The sequence below is a fragment of the Bradyrhizobium sp. BLXBL-03 genome (genome assembly GCF_051853015.1).
GTDB lineage: Bacteria > Pseudomonadota > Alphaproteobacteria > Rhizobiales > Xanthobacteraceae > Bradyrhizobium > Bradyrhizobium manausense.
On sequence record NZ_CP182470.1, the window covers coordinates 6,315,462 to 6,336,489 of the forward strand.

Sequence of the window (21,028 nt, forward strand, 5' to 3'; positions counted from 1 at the left end):
GTCTCGGTTGACACCCGCTGCCGCCTCAGGCGATGTTACAGTATAACATCGTGGCGCCCGATTGGTCGCGCGATGCAGGGTGCGCTTGAATGAAGTGGTTCCGGTCGAAAATCAGGCAGGGTGCCCGGCTCGCATTGTTTGCGATGCTGGTGCAATTCGTGCTGACCTTCGGCCATAGCCATTGGTTTGCGCAGGCGGCACCGCTCGCCCAATCCCAGCTGGCCGACAGCGTCAAGGGCATCGCATCGCCCGACAGCGCGGCCATCCAGAAGCAGTCACCGACAAATCCGGACCGTGAACATCCTGGTGACGACAATTGCGCGATTTGCGCAGTGGTCGCGATGGCGGGCACTGTCGTGTTCGCAACCCCGCCTCTGCTGCATTTGCCGCAGGTGGTCGAGTTGCTCTACCGGACCACCGATGCCGAATTCCTCCATCTGGAATCGGCAAAGCACGCGTTTCAGTCGCGCGCTCCTCCGATCTCCTGACGCCCAAGCTTCGATCCACAGCTAGCGCCGCGTAGTGAGGCGCGCCGCGGGCCATGGAGCGAAGCTCCGTTTGCTCGCGCGCCCGCGCCTTGCGGCAAGTGTCTCGTCAGGACATCTCAAATGAACAGCCTCCCTTCGTTGCGTGCCTTTCGCATCCTGCTCATGTCGGCATCGTCGCTGACTCTCGCGACCCTTTGGAACGCGGGCGCGATGGCGCAGAACGACAACGCATCGCCTGCCACGCCGCAGCCCGCCGCTTCCCCAACGGTGGCGCCCTCGCCGACGCCGCAAGCGACCGAGACACCCGCTCCGGCACAACCGGCCGCGCAAGCCCCGCAGCAGGAGGCGGCTCCCGCGGCCGGGCCGGGCACAAATGTGCTGCCGGAAACCCGAGTGGCCGCGCCGGTCGAACGACGGCGGCCGCGCTCCGCGCCGCAGCCGACGCGGCAGGTGACGACCAGTCCGGCCGCGACTGTGCCGACCCAGGCACAGGCCGAAGCCGCCGCCAATCGTCAGGTCGTGCAGCAGACCCAGAACTTCGACCAGCGGCGTGACAATGTCATCCTGCCGAAGACGGGCACGACGAACTACCAGCTCGACCAGAAGGACCTCGAGACGCTGCTGCAGGGAAGCGCGGCGCAGCTCAGCGACATCGTGCTGCAATTTCCGGGCGTCTACCAGGATTCAACGAGCTCGGGCGATTTCCATATTCGCAACGAGCACGCCAACGTTCAGTACCGCATCAATGGCATCATGCTACCCGACGGCGTTTCCGGTTTCTCGCAGCTGCTGGAGACGTCTTTCATCAGCAACATCCAGTTGCTCACCGGCGCGCTGCCGGCGCAATACGGCTTGCGCACGGCGGGCGTACTCGACATCACCTCCAAGAGCGGAGCCGCGCTGTCCGGCGGCAGCGTCAGCATTTATGGCGGCAGCCACCAGACCATCACGCCCAGCTTCGAATATGGCGGGGTGGCCGGAAACACCGACTACTATGTCGCCGGCCGTTATCTCAGCACCGGCTTGGGTCTTGAGAATCCGCTGCCGTCGCTCAACGCCATCCACGATCATTCCGAACAGGGCCGATTCTTCGCCTATACGTCCACGGCGCTTGATCCGCAGACGCGCGTCGTCACCATCTCCGGCTTCGGCCTGACCCGATATCAAATCCCCAACAATCCCGGGCAGCCCGGCAACGCCGGGGGCTTTTGTGGCGGACCGTTCGACCCGGCGAACCCCTGCCTCAATCCGGATGGCAGCCCGAATCCGACTGCTCCGGCCTACACGGCCTTCGGCAAGGGTGGTTTCGATTCGGCGACCCTCAATCAAAACCAATACGAGAAGAACGCCTACAACGTCATTGCCTGGCAGAAATCCGAAGGCAATTTCGATGCGCAGCTATCCTATTATTCGCGCTACAGCGATCTTCACTTCGTTCCGGATCCTGTGGGCGATCTCTTCATCAACAACGTCGCTTCCGATGTTTACCGCAGCTCGTTCCTCAACGGCGTCTCCGGCGATTTCTCGTACCGGCTGAACGAGGCGCACACGGTCCGCGCCGGCTTCTACACCCATGGCGAGCAGACCCAGATCGCGAATGTCAGCACCGTTCAGCCGCTCGATCCCGCCGATCCGAGCGGCCTGACGGCGATCGACTCGCCGTTCAACATCGTCGACAAGAGCAGATTGTTCGGCTGGCAGCTCGGCGCCTATGCCCAGGACGAGTGGCGGCTCACCCGGGAGCTCACGCTCAATTACGGCCTGCGGTTCGATCAGATCTATCAATACACCGACGCCAACCAGTTCAGTCCGCGCGCCAGCCTGACCTACAAGCCTTGGTGGTCGACCGTGCTGCATGTCGGCTACATGCGCACCTTCCAGCCACCGCCGCAGGTGCTCGGCCGAACCATCCCGACCGATATCTTCAACGGAACGACTGCGGCCGTGCCGACCGTGACGCCCGATCAGGCCGCTGTGCTGCCGGGCCAGGTGGCCGGCCAGCCGCTTCAGAATATCGGCGCGATCCAGCCCGAGCGGGCGGACGTCTACGACGCCGGCTTCACCCAGCAATTGCTGCCGCAATGTCCGACCAGCGCGGGCGCGATGCCGACCAAAGCGCCCGTTGCAGCAAATTGTCCGAGCCTGGAGCTCGGCGGCAGCATCTACTACAAGAAGGCCAGGGACCTGCTTGACGACGGGCAGTTCGGCCAAGCCTACACGCTGACCGCATTCAACTACGACAAAGCCGAAAACTACGGCGCCGAGCTGAAGCTCAGGTTCAGGTGGGGCGGCTTCGCTGCCGACACCAGTTGGGCATGGGGTGTCCAGCACGCCCACACAGTCGTGTCGAACCAGACGCTGTTCAGTCCGGACGACCTGGCCTACATCCAGAACCATTGGATCCACACCGACCACGATCAGACCTATACGGGTTCGGGACGCGTCGCCTACCGGTGGTCCGACTCCAACACCTGGTTGGACGGCACCACCGTGAGCGCGACGTTCATTTACGGCAGCGGCCTGCGGACGGATCCTGCGGATGGCTCGACCTGCCCGAACTGCGCTCACCTGCCGTCCTATTGGCAGGTCAACACCGGCGTGGCGCATGAGTTTATCAATGGCTGGAACGGACTTCCGGTGACGGTGCGGTTCGACGTGGTCAACGTCGCCGACTATATTTATCAAATCCGCAACGGCAGCGGCATCGGCGTGTTTGCCCCACAATACGGACCGCGGCGCGGATATTATTTCGGCATCTCGCAAAAGATCGGCGGTCCGGAAAAAACTCCCGGCGTCATGGCTGCCTTCTACACCAAGGCCCAGGCCCCGATCGCCTATCATTGGGCGGGTGCTTATGTCGGCGCCAATTTCGGGGCCGCACTGAGCGCGGGCGAGCATGTGCTGACGCCGATCGGCTGGGGCGCGACAAATCCGGCCGGCGCGCTCGGCGGCTTGCAGCTCGGATACAATCATCTGCTTGCGCCGAACTGGCTGGTCGGCGTCGAGGGCGAACTCGACTGGACCTCGGCTCAGGGCAAAGCGAATTTCGTCGATCCCGCCGGGACGGCCGCACTGTCGATGACCAGCGATCACAACTGGTATGACAGTTTGAGCGGCCGGATCGGCTATGTCATGGGACCGCTGATGCTCTATGCGAAGGGTGGCGCCGCATGGATGAATGCGGATTACCGCATGGACGTGAACAGCGGGCTCGACGGCACCTCCCTGGTCAGCACGACGAGGCCCGGCTGGATCGCCGGTGGCGGCGTGGAATATATGCTTGGTTCCCGCTGGTCGGCCAAGCTGGAGTACAGTCACCTCGACTTCGGCGGCAAAAGCTTGAGCTTGGCCACCCCGTTCGGCAACAGCGTGAACGTCGACACCGCGGTCGACCAGGTCAAAGCCGGCGTGAACTACCACTTTGACGGACTGCTTTGATGGCTTTTCGCGAAACAATGGGGTGCTGGAACGATTGGGGGGTCGATCGAGACAGAAAGAACGATATGAACAGTTGCGAAAATAAACTCGGCCGCGCGCTTTGCTCCCGGCCCGTCCTGGGTGCCTTCGGCCTGCTTGCCACGGCTGCATTCCTCGCGCAGCCCGCGCGCGCGCAGGCTCCGAACCCGCTGCTGCCGCATAATCTGTCGCCATGGGGGATGTTCCTCAATGCCGACATCGTGGTGAAGGGGGTGTTGGTCGGGCTTGCCTTCGCCTCGCTCGTGACCTGGACAGTCTGGCTCGCCAAGACCATCGAGCTGCGCCTCGCGAGCAGCCGCGCGCGGCGCCGGATCGGCATGCTGGAGCAAGGCGGCAATCTGCGTGACGCGGTGGACGCTTGCGACGGCGACCGTGACGCCATCGCACAGCTGATCCTCTCGACCGCGCGCGAGGCGGAGCTGTCGGGCGGCGTGGTCGATGACGGCTTCAAGGAGCGCGTCGCATTGCGGCTGGAGCGTGTGGAAGCGGCGGCGACGCGGCAGATCTCGCGCGGCGTCGGCATCCTCGCCACCATCGGCGCCACCGCGCCTTTTGTCGGACTGTTCGGCACGGTGTGGGGCATCATGAACTCCTTCATCGGCATTTCGGAGTCTCATACGACCAATCTCGCCGTGGTGGCGCCCGGCATCGCCGAGGCGCTGCTGGCCACCGCGCTCGGGCTCGTTGCCGCCATTCCCGCCGTCGTGATCTACAATCACCTCGCTCGTGTGATCGCGGGATATCGCGCCTTGTTGGGCGACGCCTCGGCGCAATTGCTGCTCATGATCAGCCGGGGCAAGCTGGGCCGAACCATGTCGCTGCCACACGCGGCGGAGTGACGGCCATGGCGATGCGTCTTGGCTCACGCTCCGGCGGCGACGATCTCGAGATCCAGCACGAGATCAACGTCACGCCCTTCATCGATGTCATCCTGGTGCTGCTGATCATCTTCATGGTGGCGGCGCCGCTTGCGACCGTCGATATCGGCGTCAATCTCCCGGCGAGCACGGCTCCGGAACAACCGCGGCCCGACAAGCCGGTTTTCGTCACCATCAAGTCGGACCGAACCGTTGCCATCGGCGACACCATTATCGATCATCTGGCGCTTCCCGGCGCGCTCGATACGGCGACCAACGGTCACAAGGATGAAACGATCTTCATCCGCGGCGACAAGGCCCTGAGCTATGGCGAGCTGATGGAGATCATGAACATCATGCGGGACGCCGGCTATCTGAAGCTCGCTTTGGTCGGGCTGGAAACCCCCGCAAGCAAACCATGAACGCGCACACGCTGCATCTGCCCGAGCGATCGGGCTTCTCGCGCTGGAGCATCGCCGCCCTGACGATCCTGCTCGCCCATGCGGCGCTGGTGGCCGCCGTTGCGCTCTGGTATGCCCGCCGGCCACCGACCGAACCCAACATTATCCCCGCCATTTCCGTGACCCTCGCGCCGGTCGAGGCCAGCGCGCCCGAGATCCAGAACCAGGACGTCGCGGTCGGGCCAACCATGCAGCAGGCGGAGGAGACACCGCAAGAGCCGCCGAAGCAGGAGCAACCCGTCGAACAGGTGGAGCAGCCGCCACCGCCGCAGCAGCAGGCCGAGGTCACCATGCCTCAGGAAACGCCCAAGCAGGTCGAGCAACCGAAGCCGGAGCCGGAGCCGCCGGCCCCGGAAACCCGGGCGCCGCCGAAAACCGAGCACATCGGGCAATTCAGTCAGGCCAGCGCCAATGCCTATAACGCGCTGGTGTTCGGTCACCTGCAGCGATTCAAGCGCTATCCTGCGGCGGCGCACGGCGCGTCCGGCACGGTCACCGTCCGATTTGAATTGAACCGTGCAGGCGACGTTATCGAGAGCGAGATAGCAAAGTCATCCGGCAACGCGGTGCTCGACCACGAAGCGCTCGACTTGCTCCATCGCGCCAGCCCGTTCCCGGCATTTCCGGCCGCGAAGCCGGGCGCAAGAGACAGCTATCTCGCGCCGGTGAGTTTCGCCCGCTAGGACAGCACGCGGCTCTCGCATGACGGCAACGCGCGCCATCGCTGCAACGAGCGCTCACCTGCGATAGGCGACGCAGTCGATTTCCACCTTGCAGTCCACCACCATGCTCGAGACGACGCAGGCCCGGGCCGGCGGATTGGCGCCGAAATATTCGGCGAAGACCTTGTTGAAGCTCTGGAAGTCTCTGGGGTCATCGAGCCAGACGCCGCAACGCACGACATCCTTGGGCTCATAGCCAGCCTCGGCCAGGATCGCGAGCATGTTGCGGATCGCCTTGTGCGACTGCGGAATGATGCCGCCCTCGATCACCTCGCCGTTCTCCATCGGCGTCTGGCCGGAGACGTAGAGCCAGCCGTCGGCCTCCACTGCGCGGGCAAACGGAAGGTGCTGGCCGCCGGTGCCGGTGCCGCCGGCCGCGCCGTATCGTTTCAGCGTCATTGCATCATGTCCTGGGTATGGCGGTTCAAGTCAGGGCCCGGCCCGGCCGTGCGAAGGTGCTGCGTCCGTCCGCGACCACGGCTTCGCCGGCGACGAAGACCGCACGGATGCCTGCGGGCATTTCCGTCGGCGTCTCGAACGTCGCTCTGTCCATGATGGTCTCGTCGAACAGGGTGAGATCGGCGATCATGCCGGGCCGCAGGATGCCGCGGTCGGACAGGCCGAAGCGCTGCGCGGGCATCGCGGTCATCCGCCGCACGGCATCTTCCAAGGTCAGCCAGCCTTGCTCCCGCGTCAGCCGGCCGGCAACACGCGGAAAACTGCCATAGGCGCGCGGATGCGGCTTGGTGCCCGGACGCGGAATGCCATCGGAGCCGACCATGTGCAGGCGATGGGTGAACGCGGCGCGCAAATCGGCCTCATCGAGCTGGAACATGATGATGCCGGTCTGGCCCTGGTCTTCCTCGATGCAGCGGACCATCAGCTCGAACGGCGAGATGCCGAGCTCGCGCGCGGCATCGACCATCGACTTGCCCTCGAGCGGCTTCAACGCGGGGTTGGCCGTGGCGGAGATGCGCACATTGTGCCAGCCGATCAGCACGATCTTGGACTGTGCGGCATGCGGGTCGGGATCGCCCTCCTCCACCAGGACGCGCAGAGCCTCGCGCTGGGTCGGATCGCGCAGCCGCGCCAGCAACGCATCGATGCCGCCCTCGAGCGCGGCCGGCGGCAGCAATTGCAGCATGTAGGAGCTGCCGGCGGGATAGGGATACATGTCGAAGGAGATGTCGATGCCCTCCGCGCGCGCCGCCTCGAGCCGGTCGAGCGCCTTCGGGATCGCGCCCCAGTTCGGCTTGCCGGCCGATTGCAGATGCGACAGCAGCCCCGCCGCGCCTGAGGCGCGCAGGATCGCGATGAACTCGTCGATGGATGGCAGGAGGCCCGCTTCATAGTTGCGGACATGCGCGGTGAGCAGCTTGCCGTGCGCCCGCACCGTCTCCGCCAGCGCGTTGAGCTCGCCGGTGTCGGCAAAGGCGCTCGGGGGATAGACGAGGCCGAGCGACAGGCCGGCAGCGCCTTGCGCGAGCTGCTGCGCCAGCAGCGCCTGCATCGCCGCGATCTCCTTGGCACTCGCCGCGCGGCGTTCGTAACCGAGCACGGCAAGACGGATCGCGGCATGTCCGACCAGGGAGACGAGGTTGAGCGCGACGCCGGGCCCTTCCAGGGCCTGCTTGTAGCCGTCGAAGCTGTCGAAGATTTCGTCGGGTCGGGTTTCGCCGGCGAGCCCCGAGAAGTGCAATCGCAGCATCTCGGCGGAGCCCGCGGTCGCGGGATAGAGCGAGAAGCAGCAATTGCCGACCACGAGCGTGGTCACGCCCTGCAACACCTTCTCGGGCCGGTCGGGCTCGCGCAGGCAGATCAGATCGTCGTGGCAATGGGCGTCGATGAAGCCGGGCGCGAGATAGCAGCCGCGCGCGTCGATGATGTCGGCGCCCTCCGCCGGCAGCGCGGCGCCGATCGCCGCGATGCGGCTGCCGCTAATGCGCAAGTCGGCCTCGAACCACGGCGCGCCGGTGCCGTCGATCAGCCTGGCGTTGCGGATCAGCGTGTCCGTGCCGCTGGTGGTCTGGGGCATGCCCCTCTCCTCAATGAACAGCCACGGCGCCTGATGGTGCGACCTCTTCGTAGTCGGGGATCGATTCGATCCGGCCGAGCACCACGACGTAGAAGAAGATGCCGATCAGCAGCACCACGCCGGCAATCATGAAAGCACCGGCAAAGGATTGGGTCCAGTCGACCACGATGCCTGTCACGATCGGCGCGAGCACGCCCATCATGTTGTTGGTGAAATTCAGGATGCCGCCGACCGTGCCCGCGCCACCCTTGGGCGCGATCAGCGACACGATCGAGGATCCGACGGGTGCGGCGGCCGACAGGCCCGAGATCGCGATCGACAACCACAGCAGCGCCCAGCCCGGTTTCACGGTGAAGGCGGCGCCGATCACGGCGAGCCCCATCAGCATGCCGACGATGATCACCGACTGGCGCACCCGCGTCGAGTCGTAGCCGCGCGCGATCAGATGATCGACCAGAAAGCCGCCGATCAACAGGTCCGACAGTGTCGCGAAGATCCAGGGGATGGTCGAATAGCCTGCGGCCGACATCAGGTTCATGTGCATGGTCTGGGCGAGATAGCCCGGCAGCCAGGTGAGGAAGAGATAGAAGGTGTAGCCATAGGCGGAGAAGCCGATGGTCAGGCCCCAGACCTTGCGGTTGCGCAGGAGGTAGCCGAGCATGCGGCTTTGCCCCGCTGCGGCCGGGCCTTCCGGCGTACCGCCGCCGGCGATGATGTAGTCATGCTCCGCCTTGGAGAGCTTCGGATCCTCGCTCGGATTTCGATAGATCACGTAGTAGGCGATGAAATAGGCGAAGCTGAGCAGCGCGGTGACGCCAAAGCCCCAGCGCCAGCCGTAGAGAAAGATCACATAGGCGACCAGCGGCACGCCGATCACGTTGGAGAATTTTGCGGCGGAATCGAAGATCGCGGTCGAGCGCGCGCGTTCGTCGAGCGGAAACCAGTGGCCGGTCGCCTTCTGGCTGGCCGGAAACGCCGGCGCTTCCGCGACACCGAGCAACAGACGCGCGCCGGCGATGCCCCAGAGACCGCTGGCGAGCGCGGTGATGGTGGCGGCGACCGCCCAAAGGAAGCTCGAGACGCGGCCGACCGTGGTGACGCCGAAGCGGTCGAGCACCATGCCGCCGGGGACCTGCAGCAGCGAATAGGTCCAGAAGAATGCGCTGCCGAGCAGGCCGATGTCGGTGGCGGTGAGGCCGAGCTCCCTGGTGAGCTCCGGCGTCGCGGCCGAGAGGCCGACGCGATCGATGTAGTTGATGAGAATTCCAACGCCGAGGAGACAACCGATCAGCCAGCGTCGTCCGGGTACCTGTTGGGTTGCCTTCGTCACGTTGAATCCTCGCTTGGACACGCAGGATCGCGTCTCCAATCCCGACATGGGACCGGGAGAACCTCATCGCGCCCGCAACTGCATTGTCTCTTATAGTGGACAATATTATCTTATAGCGACACGTTAGAGATGACAGCGTCGTGGTGTCAAGAGCGGACATTCCGGCCGCGACGCGCGTTCGCCCGCGTCGCGGTCTGCGCGAACATGGTACGGCGACAACGCACAACGATGCGGGAACATCGGTCAGCGACCTTGACGGTCGATTCGGTTCAGGAACGATCCGAGAGTTCCGTTGCGGTGGCGACGAGATCGTCGAGCAGCGCGGTCCTGCGCTCCTTCACCGAATCAGCGGGAACGACGAAACAAAGCGTCGCGACCGCGACACCCTTCTTGTCGCGGATCGGCGCGGCAAGGCACGACGTGAAGCGATCGGACAGTGCCGTGGTCACGCATTTGCCGTCGCGCCGCGCCCGTGCGACGTCCTTGATGAAATCATCGACGTCGAGCACGCGGCCATCAGGGAGGCGGAAATCCTCCTTCGGAACGAACGCGCGAATCTCCGCCGGGCTCATGTGATCGAGCAGCAACCGGCCCGATGCCGTCCAGGGCAGCGGCACCTCGATGCCGACGTCGGTGGTGATGCGGAACAGGCCCGATCCGTCGCGGGTATCGACCACCACATATTTGCGGCCGCGCAGCGCGCAGAGTTGCGCGGTCGCGCTGTGCTGGGTCGCGAGACGATCGAGCGCCTCGCGGCAGTGGCGATGCAGCGGATTGGCCTCCGCATAGGCCCGCCCGTAGAGATGCACCGCCTTGCCGAAATAGACCTGACCGCCGTCGCCGACGCTCTCGAGCAGGTCCGCCTCGATCAGGCGGTTGGCGATGGCATAGACCGTCGATCGCGGCGCGCCCATCTGCTTGGCGAGGTCGCTGAGCTTGGAGGGCGCGCGCAAATGCAGCAGCGCTTCGAGCAGATCGATGGTCCGATCAATCCCGTTCTGGCGTTCCGCGGGCGAGGCGCCCTTCTTCGATGCGGCCAAACTTCATCAATCCTTCGTCAGCTTCGCCTGCCGTTTTGGCACAAACCGCGCCGACGGTATAGCGGGTCAGACTTTCGCATTCAAAGCTCTGGAGTGACGTCGGCGTCCTGGCAGTCAGCCCTGTGCAACCCGGCCAGATCGCGCTTCGCGCGGGATCGAAATCGAGATAGGCCTGCAATGTCTCGGTGGTGGCGCGGAAGATGTGAGCTCCGAGCGGATGCGCTATCCTCGCGCCCTGCTCCAGTCCGGGGCAACCGCGCCCGAGACGCCTTCGAAGGCGCCGTCGACGAGCTCGAACACCAGGATCCGCGCGGCATCGACCGGGCCCGGCATGGTGACGCGGCCCTTGGGGACCAGCTTGAAGCCGACCCGGCTGTAATAGGGCTCGTCGCCGACCAGCAGCACGATGCGATGGCCCTTGTCCTTCGCTTCTTTCAGGGCCCGCTCCATCAACATGCGGCCGATGCCGCGGCTGCGGAACGGCGGCTCGACCGTGAGCGGCCCGAGCAGCAGTGCAGGCGTCTCGCCAACCGTCACGGGCAATTGCCTGACGGAGCCGACCAGCAGCGTGCCGATGCGGGCGGTGAAGGAGACGTCGAGCAGGTGTTCGACGTGCTCGCGGATGCGATAGGCGCTGAGCACGAAACGGCCGGGGCCGAAGGTGCGCTCGTGCAGCCGCTCGATCGCCTGCGCGTCGCCTGCGGCTTCGGGACGGATGGTGATGGAGAGATCGTTCATATCATTTGCGGGATAGCATCTGCGCCTGGCAAGGTCCATGGGCGTCGCGCCCAACTTCAGTCCCTTTTCAGCGCCGGCTGGGGCGTCATCGCGGCAGCGGTCCAAGGCTCGCCGCTGTGTTCCGGACCGATGCGGCCATGGGCGCCGCGGCGGGCTCTAACACCTGCGCAAACGACAGCGTCCAGAGCGAAAGCATCGTGATCGGCACGACATAGTATGGTGTGAAGATCGGGTGGGTCATGAAAAATGCGAGATTGACGACGAGGTTGCCGGCAACGACGAACGCGGCCTGTCGCACATGTCGTTCGCCGGCCCACAGCAGCCAAAGCGTCGCGCCGATCGCGAGCACGATCAGCACGATCTGCATGTCGCGCAGATATTGGACGAACACGGCAAGATCGAACGCCGGCGCAACCACGTCGGCGCTGCCATAGGTGGTCGCCAGCGCGCTGCCGGCGTTGATGGCCTGCGCGGCCAGCGTCGGCGCCATGCCGACGAGCACGCCTGCACCGAAGGCAAGTCCCTGCACGAAGATCGCGAGCGAGCGCGTCCACAGGAAGGGAATGCCGAGGAACAGGAAATAGCCGGCGGCGAGCAGCACGTTCGGCAGCCTGAGATTGACGGAGGCGCCGAGCAGGAGCCCGATCAACGCGATCAGCAGAACGCTGCGTTTGTCCCGGCTCAGCCACACCGCGGTCAGCAAACCTGCAACAGCGCACAGCGCCATGGTCGGCGCCACCGAATAGCTCGCCTTGGCGGGATTGATCATGAGACCGATCGCAAGCGCGCCGAACACGCCTGCGCCAATGAGCGATGGCAGGCTTCTCGCCATTGCAATAGCCGAGAGCGCCAGCCCGCCAACAATCAGGTTCGCGGCAATGTAGAGCGGCACCACCTGGTGGCCTTCCGGAAACAGCGCCAGCAGGAAACCCGTGCCCGGCGGATATTGCAACACCACTTTGCCACCAGGCATCGGGTTGTGACAGGGCCAGCGGATCGGATCCTTCCATTCGGAAAACGCGATCTCCTTCAACTTGCCTTCGAAATAGCGGTCGTCGTCCCCGACTGCGTTGGTATCGAGCCCACTGATGCCGAAGCGCTGGAACAGGTGGGCCTGCCTGAGATAGCAGATGTCGTCATAGACCCCACGCGCCTCGCTCCATCGCGACATTCCCCAAATGTTGCCGGCGAGGATCGCAAGACAGATGAGGCCGAAGGCGAGTTTTGCTGATTTCATCAGGTTTCCGTGGCGCCGGTTCGGGTCACTAGCATAGCATCAGCGCCACGTCGCCATCACGGGCTTACCATCGAGCACTTCGGCGATCCTCAAGCGAGTGCCTGGAGTCACCTCCTCCGGCAGCGCGGCGGCGTCGAAGAAGCCGCATTCGATGATCTCGCGGTTGGGCTCGGGTAGCCGGTCCTGGCGGAAATGCCTGACGACATAGACCGCGACATGGTCGCGGCGGGAGACGTGGCTGTTCAGGAAGATGCCATGCAGCACGGCCTCCCCTAGCAGGTCGATATCGCCCTCCTCCTTGAGCTCGCGGCGCATTGCCTGTTCCATGGTCTCGCCAAAATCGACCCCGCCCCCGGGCAAATACCAGCCAGAGACATAGCTATGCTTGACCAGGAACACCTTGTTGTCGGCATCGAGCACCACGGCGCGAACGCCCAGCGTCATGCCGCGGACCACCAGGAAATAGGCATGGAAGAACCGCCGCAGCAGCGGCTCGAATTTCCGTCGGATCCGGTGCAGAGGCTCTCCCATCAGTCTTTCAGGCTTTCCTCTTTCAGGCTTGGCTCTTTCAGGCTTTGCTCTTCAGGCTTTCCTTGCACGTTGCCGGAGACCTTGCCATTACGGCATCGGAATAGCGAGGCCATCGCGCGGATGACATCTTTCATGGCACCCTTCACGCTTGCCCATCTGTCCGACCCGCATCTGCCGCCGCTGCCGAAGCCGCGGCTGACCGAGCTCGCCGGCAAGCGCGCGCTCGGCTATGTCAACTGGACGCGCAACCGCCATAAATACCAGCGCCGCGAGGTGCTCGATGCGCTCGTCGCCGATGTGCGGGCGCAGGCGCCGGACCACATTGCCGTTACGGGCGATCTCGTCAATTTGGCGATGGAGGCGGAGTTCGCGCCGGCGCGCGCCTGGCTCGACGAAGTCGGTCCGCCTGACCGCGTCACCACGATCCCCGGCAATCACGACGCCTATGTCCGCGCCACCTATCACCGCTTCGGCGAGACCTTTGCGCCCTATCTTGCAGATGACGACGGCCGCATCGGCTTTCCCGGCGTGCGCCGACGCGGCCCGGTTGCGCTGATCAGTCTCTCCAGCGCGGTGCCGACGCTGCCCTTGATGGCGACGGGCACGCTCGGGCGCGATCAGCTCACTGACCTCGAACAGGTGCTCGAGCAGCTTGCGACCGAGGACGTCTTCCGCGTGCTGCTGGTGCATCATCCCCTGAAGTCCGACGCCCGCCAGAAGCGGCTGACGGATTCGGCCGCGCTGCTGGCGCTGCTGAAGCGGCGGGGTGTCGAGCTGATCCTGCACGGGCACGACCACATTCATTCGACCATGTGGTTCGAAGGCCCCAATGGCAGGATTCCCGCGATCGGCGTGCCATCGGCCTCCGCGCTCGCGCATGGACGTTATCCTGCGGCGGCCTACAATCTTTTTGCGATCGAGAAGGACAATGAAGGCTGGCGCTGCGAGCAGATCGTGCGGAGCATCGATCATGGCTTGCAGATCCGCGAGATCAAGCGCGCGCGGGTGATTTAGGTCCCCGTCATTGCGAGCGAAGCGAAGCAATCCAGGCTGCCTCCGCGGAAGGATTTCTGGATTGCTTCGCTTCGCTCGCAATGACGGCGGTGAAGTTCTCACCAGCTCCGCAACGCCGCGAGCACGGCGACGCCGAACAACGCGGCGGCCCCGAGGATGAAGCCGAACAGGAACGGCCAGAGGCGCGAGCGGCGCGGCGGCTCCGCAACTTCCTCCTTGGGCTCTGGCGGCACCACCATCGCATGTTCGCGCTCGATCATGCGGCGGGCGACGTAGTCGGTCACGGCGTCCACGATCACGGCGGTGTCGTGCGATTCGGCGAGCACGATGCGGCCGAAGCGGGTGTCCTGGACGAAGCGGTACTGCCGCTTGTCGCGCCCCATCATGATATGGGCGACGACGTCGATCCAGAGTCTCGGCGTATCACCTTGGCTGATGCCGCGGTCGAACAGATCGATCCTGTCGGGCACCTGGGCGAACAGCGGATCGAGCGCGTCGTTGAGGATCTCGAGCCGGGCCACTTCGGCGTCCCTGAGATCGACGACCACCCCGGTCCGGTCGGCAGCCTCGATCCGTGCGCGGAGCAGCGCATCGCGCAGCCGCACCGGGCGCGGCTGGCCGGGATTGATACCGCTGGTCTCGGGCTCTGACATTGTCGTCCCTGTCCTCAACTCTCCCCGTTAACCTATCAGCAACCAGACCCCCCGCAAAGGGCCCATTATTCCAGATACTTACGGTGCCCACAGACCTCTGATGTGTGCCAAAAACAGACGATCCCACCCGGCTTGCGCCGGATGGGACCCTCCGTCCTTGGACGTCTTCTTGAGACTTGTCGGCTGGCCGTCAGGCCGACACCCGCGACGGCTCTTCCACGATCGAGAAGCGGACGCCGGCCTTGTGGCGGTTCTCTTCCGAAACCGAGCGCCAGGCGTCTTCGGCTTCCTTGCGGGTCTTGAACGGGCCCTGCACCTGGGCCGAGCCCTCGACCAGCTTGTGGAAGTTCATCGAGCCGAACTCGCCGCCGATCACCCAGAAATTGCTGCCTTTGGTCATTGTCAGTCTCCTGTCGAGGTGCGTTAGCCGAACTGGTTCATGGTGTTGTGGGCGCCGCCCGCCTTCAGGGCCGCTTCGCCCGCGAAGTATTCCTTGTGGTCGTCGCCGATATCGGAGCCGGCCATGTTCTGGTGCTTGGCGCAGGCGATGCCCTGACGGATCTCCTGGCGCTGCACGTTCTTGACGTAGCCGAGCATGCCCTGCTCGCCGAAATACTCGCGTGCGAGGTTGTCGGTGGACAGCGCGGCCGTGTGATAGGTCGGCAGCGTGATCAGGTGGTGGAAGATGCCGGCGCGCTTGGCCGAATCCGCCTGGAAGGTGCGGATGCGCTCGTCGGCTTCGGCGGCCAGCGGCGTATCGTCATATTCCGGCTTCATCAGCTCGGCGCGGCTGTACTTGCTGACATCCTTGCCGGCTTCCTTCCACGCGTCATAGACCTGCTGACGGAAGTTGATGGTCCAGTTGAACGACGGCGAGTTGTTGTAGGCAAGCTTGGCGTTCGGAATGACCTTGCGGATGCGATCGACCATCTTCGCGATCTGCTCGATATGCGGCTTCTCGGTCTCGATCCAGAGCAGGTCCGCCCCGTTCTGCAGCGAGGTGATGCTGTCGAGCACGCAGCGGTCCTCGCCCGTGCCGGGACGGAACTGGTAGAGGTTCGAGGGCAGCCGCTTCGGACGCATCAGCTTGCCGTTGCGGTTGATGATGACGTCGCCGTTCTTGGCGTTCTCCGCCGTGATTTCCTCGCAATCGAGGAAGCTGTTGTACTGGTCGCCGATGTCGCCCGGCTTGTGGCTGACCGCGATCTGCTGCGTCAGGCCCGCGCCGAGCGAGTCGGTGCGGGTGACGATGATGCCGTCTTCGACGCCGAGCTCGAGGAAAGCGTGGCGACAGGCGCGGATCTTGGCGATGAACACCTCGTGCGGCACGGTGACCTTGCCGTCCTGGTGACCGCACTGCTTCTCGTCCGAGACCTGGTTCTCGATCTGCAGCGCGCAGGCGCCCGCTTCGATCATCTTCTTGGCGAGCAGATAGGTCGCCTCGGCGTTACCGAAGCCGGCGTCGATGTCGGCGATGATGGGGACGACATGGGTCTGGAAGGCGTCGATCTTCGCGATCAGCTCCTTCTCGCGCGCGGTGTCGCCTTCCTTGCGCGCCTTGTCGAGGCTGCGGAAGATGTCGTTGAGCTCGCGGGCATCCGCCTGGCGAAGGAAGGTGTAGAGCTCCTCGATCAGCGCCGGCACCGAGGTCTTCTCGTGCATCGACTGGTCGGGCAGCGGGCCGAACTCGGAGCGCAGCGCCGCGATCATCCAGCCGGACAGGTACAGATATTTGCGATCGGTCCTGCCGCCGAAGTGCTTCTTGATCGAGATCAGCTTCTGCTGGGCGATGAAGCCGTGCCAGCAGCCCAGCGATTGGGTGTACTTGGTCGGATCGTTGTCATAGGCCGCCATGTCGGCCCGCATCAGCGCCGCGGTGTAGCGGGCGATGTCGAGGCCGGTCTTGAAACGGTTCTGCAGGCGCATGCGCGCGACGGCCTCGGCCGTCACCCCGTTCCAGGTCGGCTGGGTCTTGAGGAGCGCCTGGGCCGCCTCGATCTCGCTCTGATACGAGGCCGGGCCCTGAAGGGTGCTGATGCCGCGGGGCTGGTAGTTCATGTGCCTTATCCTTCTCGACGGATGACGAAGCGAAGCGCTTCGTCATCGACATTTTTGACAATGCATTGCGAAATGCGTGGCACGAGATAAACGCGAGAAACAGAAGTTCGTATAGAGGCCTTGTATTTGAATGGTGATGTCATGTAACATCAGAACATGTAATAGATGTTATTTTGTAAATTTTGTAAATTATAGGTCAGGATGACTGACCTTGATGCGTCTGGAGGACTGAAAATGCCCGCCGAATCCGGGAAAAAGCTGTTCGTCGGTCCGCGCTTCCGGCGAATCCGGCAGCAATTGGGGCTGTCGCAGACCCAGATCGCCGAGGGGCTCGGCATCTCGCCGAGCTATGTCAATCTGATCGAGCGGAACCAGCGCCCGGTGACGGCGCAGATCCTGCTGCGGCTGGCCGAGACCTATGACCTCGACCTGCGCGATCTCGCCACCGCCGATGAAGACCGCTTCTTCGCCGAGCTGAACGAGATCTTCTCCGATCCGCTGTTCCGCCAAATCGATGTGCCCAAGCAGGAGCTGCGCGACCTCGCCGAGCTCTGTCCCGGCGTCACCCATGCGCTGCAACGGCTCTACGCGGCCTATACCGAGGCGCGCCAGGGCGAGACGCTGGCGGCCGCGCAAATGGCCGACCGCGACGTCGGCACCCGCTATGAGGCCAATCCGGTCGAGCGCGTGCGCGAGCTGATCGAGGCCAACCGCAATTATTTCCCGGAGCTGGAGCAGGCCGCGGAGACGCTTCGCGATGAGCTGGACGTGCCGGCCGAAGGGCTCTACGCCGCGCTTGCCGCGCGGCTGCGCGAAAAGCATTCGATCCAGACCCGGATCATGCCTGTCGACGTGATGCGCGAGACGCTGCGGCGCTTCGACCGCCACCGCCGCCAGCTGCTGATCTCGGAGCTGGTCGATCCGCCCGGCCGCGCCTTCCAGCTCGCTTTCCAGCTGGGCTTAGGCGAATGCGCGCAAGCCCTGGAGACCATCATCGGCCGCGCCGGCCCGCTCGACGATGCGCCGCGGCGGCTGTTCCGCATCACGCTCGGCAATTACTTTGCCGCCGCGGTGATGATGCCCTACCCGGCCTTCCTCGCCGCCGCCGAGGCGCTGAACTACGACATCCACGTGCTGGCGCAGCGCTTCAATTCCGGCTTCGAGCAGGTCTGCCATCGCCTGACCACGCTGCAACGGCCGAATGCACGCGGCATTCCGTTCTTCCTCTTGCGCGTCGACAATGCCGGCAACGTCTCCAAGCGCTTTTCCTCCGGCACATTCCCGTTCTCGAAATTCGGCGGCACCTGTCCGTTGTGGAACGTGCACTCGACCTTCGACACGCCGGATCGCCTGCTCAAGCAGGTGATCGAGCTCTCCGACGGCACGCGCTATTTCTCGATCGCGCAGATGGTACGCCGCCCCGTCGCGCCGCACCCGCTGCCGCAGCCGCGCTTCGCCATCGGCCTCGGCTGCGAGATCCGTCACGCCGCGCGCCTGACCTATGCCGCCGGCATGGACCTTGAGAAGACGGAAGGCACGCCGATCGGCGTCAACTGCCGGCTCTGCGAGCGCGAAAACTGCGCCCAGCGCGCCGAGCCGCCGATCACCCGCACGCTGATTTTGGATGAGACCACGCGGCGGGTGAGTTCGTTCGCGTTCTCGAATGCAAGGGAGTTGTGAGGGGGCACATCTGCCTCCTCGTCATTGCGAGCGAAGCGAAGCAATCCAGACTGTCTCCGCGGAAAGATCCTGGATTGCTTCGTCGCAAGAGCTCCTCGCAATGACGAGAGGCTCACGCCAGCGTATGCACGATCACCGGCCCCGCGGCGGCGCTGGCGTGACCGGCCAGCAGCGAGCCCAGATCCTTCTCGATCCAGGCGATGGCGCGCCTGTTCGCCTCTTCGGCCTGCTCGAACTTGTCGAAGATCGAGATCGCGGTCACCGTGTCGTCGCCGGCATAGACCACGTAATAGGCCCTGAAGCCGTCGACGTCGCTGATGATCGGAACGGCACCGTCCTTGATCCGGCGCGCCAGCTCCTCGGCGCTTCCGCTCTTCGCCTTGGCCTGACGGATGGCGGCATACATGGCATCCTCCCTTCCGGCTACTGATGTGGGGCTTGTGGCCCGTTCGCATGTTACGCCGAAGCGCGCGGCCGATCTACGGCTTGGTTAACCCCGCCCTAACCTGCGCCCGCGATCTGCAACCAGGGATTAAGCACGCCTCAACATCGCTGCCCTAGTCTTGCCCCACTCACTTTTCGCAAACAACGGCAGCCTATCCTGCGGCGTGAAGTGACATCAGGGGGTTCATCATGCGCATTGCGTTGCTGCTGACCGCGACCATTGTCGGCGCGCTCTTTGCCAATCCGTCCAACGCCGGCTCGCTCGACGTCGCGTCAGCCGCGCTGCCGCCGGGCTTCCAGAGCTACCGCGGCTACATGTTCGACGTGTCGGAGGCGTCCGATCGCAAGGACCTCGACAAGCTCACCGAGAATCTGAAGCAGCAGATCGACGTCGTCGAGGCCTCCGGCCTGTCGCCGCGCGTGATGCGTTTCTTCCACACCGTTCCGATCATCGCGAGCGAGCTGGCCTGCCTCGACGAAGGCGCCGCGACCGCCTGCTACGGCCGGGTCACGCCGGACATCCAGCGCACCGCCCCCCGCACCCTGACGGTGTGGGACCATGACAAGCAGCGCTGGACCAATCCGAATGCCGTCGACCTCGCGGTCGATTCCGGGCTCGGCGTGATCATGATCCGGCCGGACATGATGCGTTACGAGAAGGAGGCCGTGCTGCTGCACGAAATGCTGCACGCCTATCACGCACGGCTCTTGCCGGACGGCTACGCCAACAAGGGCGTGATCAGCTATTACGCCTACGCCAAGTCCAAGGATCTCCTGCCCAAGGAGGCCTACGCGATGAAGAATCACATGGAATTCTTCGCGGTGACGGCGAGCATTTTCCTGGCGGGAAAGAGCGATTACCAGGATCCCAAGACCCGCGAGGCGCTCAAGGAGAAGATGCCGGACTATTACAAATATCTGATCGGCGTGTTCGGCTTCGACCCGGACCCGGCAGCGGCCTCGAGCGGACCGGTCGCCTCGCTGAAGTGAGTTCGGCCTGGCGCTGCGAGTGCCAACCTGATGCCCAAAAGCCGCGCGACATGCGCGGCTTTTTTCGTTTTGTAAGGCCGGAAGCTGCGGATGACGCACGGGCGGCAATTGCCAAGGCGGGGGCTGATCTGCATAGTCCCGCCGCATCGATTGGACTGTTTCGAAGAGGATAGAAGACATGGCGGACGCCGACCTGGATGTCGTGATCCGGCAACTGGCCAGACAGCTGCAGACGGGCCTGATGACCCGCGCCAAGCAGCGACGGGATCGCTTCAGCGGCCTCGCGGCCAAGGCCAAGAGCCAGGACACCGGCGCCCGCTTCAAGCTGATGGCCAAGGCGACCATGGAACAGGCCACCGCCGCCGCGCGGCGCCTGCAGATGTCCGCAGATAACGTCGCCGACAGCTACGCCCGCGCGATGCGGCTCGCCGCCAGCACGCCCGTCGAGGTGAAGTCGGAAAAGCCGGCCAAGGACAAGCCAGCAAAGGACAAGCCCGCGAAGAAGGCCAAGAAGGCGAAGGCCGCAAAAGCCAAGAAGGCGAAGTAGCCGGCACTTTCACCGTCGCGGTGTGGAGACCTCGGTCGGCTCGGAATTGGTGAGCTCGGCGAGCTTGGCGCGCGCGGCGTCATGGGCCCGACTGTCCTTGCCGGAAGGTAGCGCAAGGGCGGCTTCGAAATCAGCGCGGGCCTCAATGGCCTGGCCGCGGGCGAGGAATGCGAGGCCACGGTCGATGCGGGCTTGCGCATCGCGGGGGTCGAGACGGACCGCCGTGTTGTAGCTGAGAACGGCGCGATCGAGATCGCCCTTGGCGATGAGCGCAAGGCCGCGCTCGCGATAGGGCGCCGCTGGCTTTGGATCAAGCGCGATCGCCTCGTCATAATCGGTGATCGCAAGCTCCGGCTCGCCGTTCTGCCGGTACGCCCGCGCGCGGTCGCGGTAGAGCGAGGCGCGGTTAGGATTGAGCTGGATAGCCTCATTGAAATCGGCGATCGCCCGGGCGTTGTCGCCGTGGCGGAGCGCGATCCGCCCGCGCCCTTCATAGGCGAAGGCGATCAGGGAGCCGCGCAACGGCGAAAAGCCAATCACGGCCGAGCAGATGTCGGGCTCGTCCTCGTCGCCGCAATTCACGACCGTATGCACGGACAGGCCGATGGCCAAGCCCAGCACGATCAACAATGGCACGGCAACTCTGGTCATCTTTGGCGGTGACCGACAGGCCGGTCACACATCCCCTTTCGAAGGAACATTCTGGGTGAGGTGTTAACACCCCCT

22 protein-coding genes are annotated in these 21,028 nt (G+C 64.5%); 9 read left to right on the forward strand and 13 right to left on the reverse strand.

The features are described 5' to 3' along the window. Positions 1–89: 89 nt before the first annotated feature. The 5 genes from ACNJX9_RS30235 (at position 90) to ACNJX9_RS30255 (ending at position 5,966) form a co-directional block, all read left to right on the forward strand. The gene (locus ACNJX9_RS30235) at positions 90–488 is read left to right on the forward strand and encodes a DUF2946 domain-containing protein (RefSeq protein WP_057757066.1); all 399 of its coding nucleotides are present in this window, start codon (positions 90–92) and stop codon (positions 486–488) included. Between the two features lie 120 nt (positions 489–608). Further along, positions 609–3,926 (forward strand): TonB-dependent receptor domain-containing protein, encoded by a 3,318-nt coding sequence (locus tag ACNJX9_RS30240; RefSeq protein ID WP_439405597.1) that lies wholly within the window; start codon positions 609–611, stop codon positions 3,924–3,926. Between the two features lie 65 nt (positions 3,927–3,991). Beyond that, positions 3,992–4,804, forward strand: a complete 813-nt coding sequence (exbB, locus tag ACNJX9_RS30245) for a tonB-system energizer ExbB (RefSeq protein ID WP_439405599.1) — start codon at positions 3,992–3,994, stop codon at positions 4,802–4,804. Positions 4,805–4,809: 5 nt separating this feature from the next. Further along, positions 4,810–5,244, forward strand: coding sequence for a TonB system transport protein ExbD (gene exbD, locus ACNJX9_RS30250; protein ID WP_057757061.1), 435 nt, complete (start codon positions 4,810–4,812; stop codon positions 5,242–5,244). Next, on the forward strand, positions 5,241–5,966 hold the full coding sequence (locus tag ACNJX9_RS30255) for an energy transducer TonB family protein (RefSeq protein ID WP_057757060.1): 726 nt from the start codon (positions 5,241–5,243) through the stop codon (positions 5,964–5,966). The genes exbD and ACNJX9_RS30255 overlap by 4 nt, the downstream gene beginning before the upstream one ends. 54 nt (positions 5,967–6,020) lie before the next feature. Here the strand turns inward: ACNJX9_RS30255 and ACNJX9_RS30260 are convergent, their stop codons facing one another. From ACNJX9_RS30260 to ACNJX9_RS30295, 8 genes are all read right to left on the reverse strand, one after another. Next, positions 6,021–6,404: a RidA family protein gene (locus tag ACNJX9_RS30260; protein WP_128962613.1), complete on the reverse strand. Its 384-nt coding sequence runs from the start codon at positions 6,402–6,404 to the stop codon at positions 6,021–6,023. A 25-nt stretch (positions 6,405–6,429) separates the two neighbouring features. Continuing rightward, positions 6,430–8,040, reverse strand: coding sequence for an N-acyl-D-amino-acid deacylase family protein (locus tag ACNJX9_RS30265; protein WP_439405602.1), 1,611 nt, complete (start codon positions 8,038–8,040; stop codon positions 6,430–6,432). A gap of 10 nt (positions 8,041–8,050) precedes the next feature. Next, complete coding sequence (locus tag ACNJX9_RS30270; protein WP_439405604.1) at positions 8,051–9,370, reverse strand: MFS transporter; 1,320 nt, start codon at positions 9,368–9,370, stop codon at positions 8,051–8,053. A gap of 269 nt (positions 9,371–9,639) precedes the next feature. Beyond that, positions 9,640–10,410, reverse strand: coding sequence for an IclR family transcriptional regulator (locus ACNJX9_RS30275; RefSeq protein ID WP_439405606.1), 771 nt, complete (start codon positions 10,408–10,410; stop codon positions 9,640–9,642). 222 nt (positions 10,411–10,632) lie between these two features. After that, positions 10,633–11,148, reverse strand: coding sequence for a GNAT family N-acetyltransferase (locus ACNJX9_RS30280; protein ID WP_439405608.1), 516 nt, complete (start codon positions 11,146–11,148; stop codon positions 10,633–10,635). 85 nt (positions 11,149–11,233) lie between these two features. Continuing rightward, positions 11,234–12,385, reverse strand: coding sequence for a hypothetical protein (locus ACNJX9_RS30285; RefSeq protein WP_439405610.1), 1,152 nt, complete (start codon positions 12,383–12,385; stop codon positions 11,234–11,236). Between the two features lie 39 nt (positions 12,386–12,424). After that, the gene (locus tag ACNJX9_RS30290; RefSeq protein ID WP_057757049.1) at positions 12,425–12,916 is read right to left on the reverse strand and encodes an NUDIX domain-containing protein; all 492 of its coding nucleotides are present in this window, start codon (positions 12,914–12,916) and stop codon (positions 12,425–12,427) included. Then, complete coding sequence (locus ACNJX9_RS30295) at positions 12,916–13,050, reverse strand: hypothetical protein (protein ID WP_439405612.1); 135 nt, start codon at positions 13,048–13,050, stop codon at positions 12,916–12,918. The genes ACNJX9_RS30290 and ACNJX9_RS30295 overlap by 1 nt, the downstream gene beginning before the upstream one ends. Here ACNJX9_RS30295 and ACNJX9_RS30300 point away from each other — a divergent pair. Continuing rightward, positions 13,049–13,930 carry a metallophosphoesterase family protein gene (locus ACNJX9_RS30300; RefSeq protein ID WP_057757047.1) on the forward strand — a complete coding sequence of 294 codons (882 nt, stop codon included), beginning with the start codon at positions 13,049–13,051 and terminating at the stop codon, positions 13,928–13,930. The two genes, ACNJX9_RS30295 and ACNJX9_RS30300, sit on opposite strands and share 2 nt — an antisense overlap. A gap of 98 nt (positions 13,931–14,028) precedes the next feature. Here ACNJX9_RS30300 and ACNJX9_RS30305 read toward each other — a convergent pair whose 3' ends face one another. From ACNJX9_RS30305 to ACNJX9_RS30315, 3 genes are all read right to left on the reverse strand, one after another. Further along, positions 14,029–14,583, reverse strand: coding sequence for a hypothetical protein (locus ACNJX9_RS30305; RefSeq protein ID WP_271599733.1), 555 nt, complete (start codon positions 14,581–14,583; stop codon positions 14,029–14,031). Positions 14,584–14,773: 190 nt separating this feature from the next. Then, a complete protein-coding gene (locus tag ACNJX9_RS30310) occupies positions 14,774–14,983 on the reverse strand; it encodes a DUF4170 domain-containing protein (protein WP_008137787.1) in 210 nt (69 codons plus the stop codon). Between the two features lie 23 nt (positions 14,984–15,006). Continuing rightward, the gene (locus ACNJX9_RS30315; RefSeq protein WP_057757043.1) at positions 15,007–16,641 is read right to left on the reverse strand and encodes an isocitrate lyase; all 1,635 of its coding nucleotides are present in this window, start codon (positions 16,639–16,641) and stop codon (positions 15,007–15,009) included. A gap of 234 nt (positions 16,642–16,875) precedes the next feature. On the opposite strand from ACNJX9_RS30315, the gene ACNJX9_RS30320 reads away from it, so the two are divergent. After that, entirely contained in the window at positions 16,876–18,321 is a 1,446-nt protein-coding gene (locus ACNJX9_RS30320) for a helix-turn-helix domain-containing protein (protein ID WP_057757041.1), read from the forward strand. A gap of 112 nt (positions 18,322–18,433) precedes the next feature. On the opposite strand, the gene ACNJX9_RS30325 is transcribed toward ACNJX9_RS30320, so the two are convergent. Next, a complete protein-coding gene (locus ACNJX9_RS30325; protein WP_045005289.1) occupies positions 18,434–18,727 on the reverse strand; it encodes an antibiotic biosynthesis monooxygenase in 294 nt (97 codons plus the stop codon). A gap of 227 nt (positions 18,728–18,954) precedes the next feature. On the opposite strand from ACNJX9_RS30325, the gene ACNJX9_RS30330 reads away from it, so the two are divergent. Further along, positions 18,955–19,755: a hypothetical protein gene (locus tag ACNJX9_RS30330; protein ID WP_057757038.1), complete on the forward strand. Its 801-nt coding sequence runs from the start codon at positions 18,955–18,957 to the stop codon at positions 19,753–19,755. 178 nt (positions 19,756–19,933) lie between these two features. Next, positions 19,934–20,302 (forward strand): hypothetical protein, encoded by a 369-nt coding sequence (locus ACNJX9_RS30335; protein WP_439405616.1) that lies wholly within the window; start codon positions 19,934–19,936, stop codon positions 20,300–20,302. A 9-nt stretch (positions 20,303–20,311) separates the two neighbouring features. Here the strand turns inward: ACNJX9_RS30335 and ACNJX9_RS30340 are convergent, their stop codons facing one another. Beyond that, positions 20,312–20,953: a tetratricopeptide repeat protein gene (locus ACNJX9_RS30340; protein ID WP_083514724.1), complete on the reverse strand. Its 642-nt coding sequence runs from the start codon at positions 20,951–20,953 to the stop codon at positions 20,312–20,314. Positions 20,954–21,028: the final 75 nt, after the last annotated feature.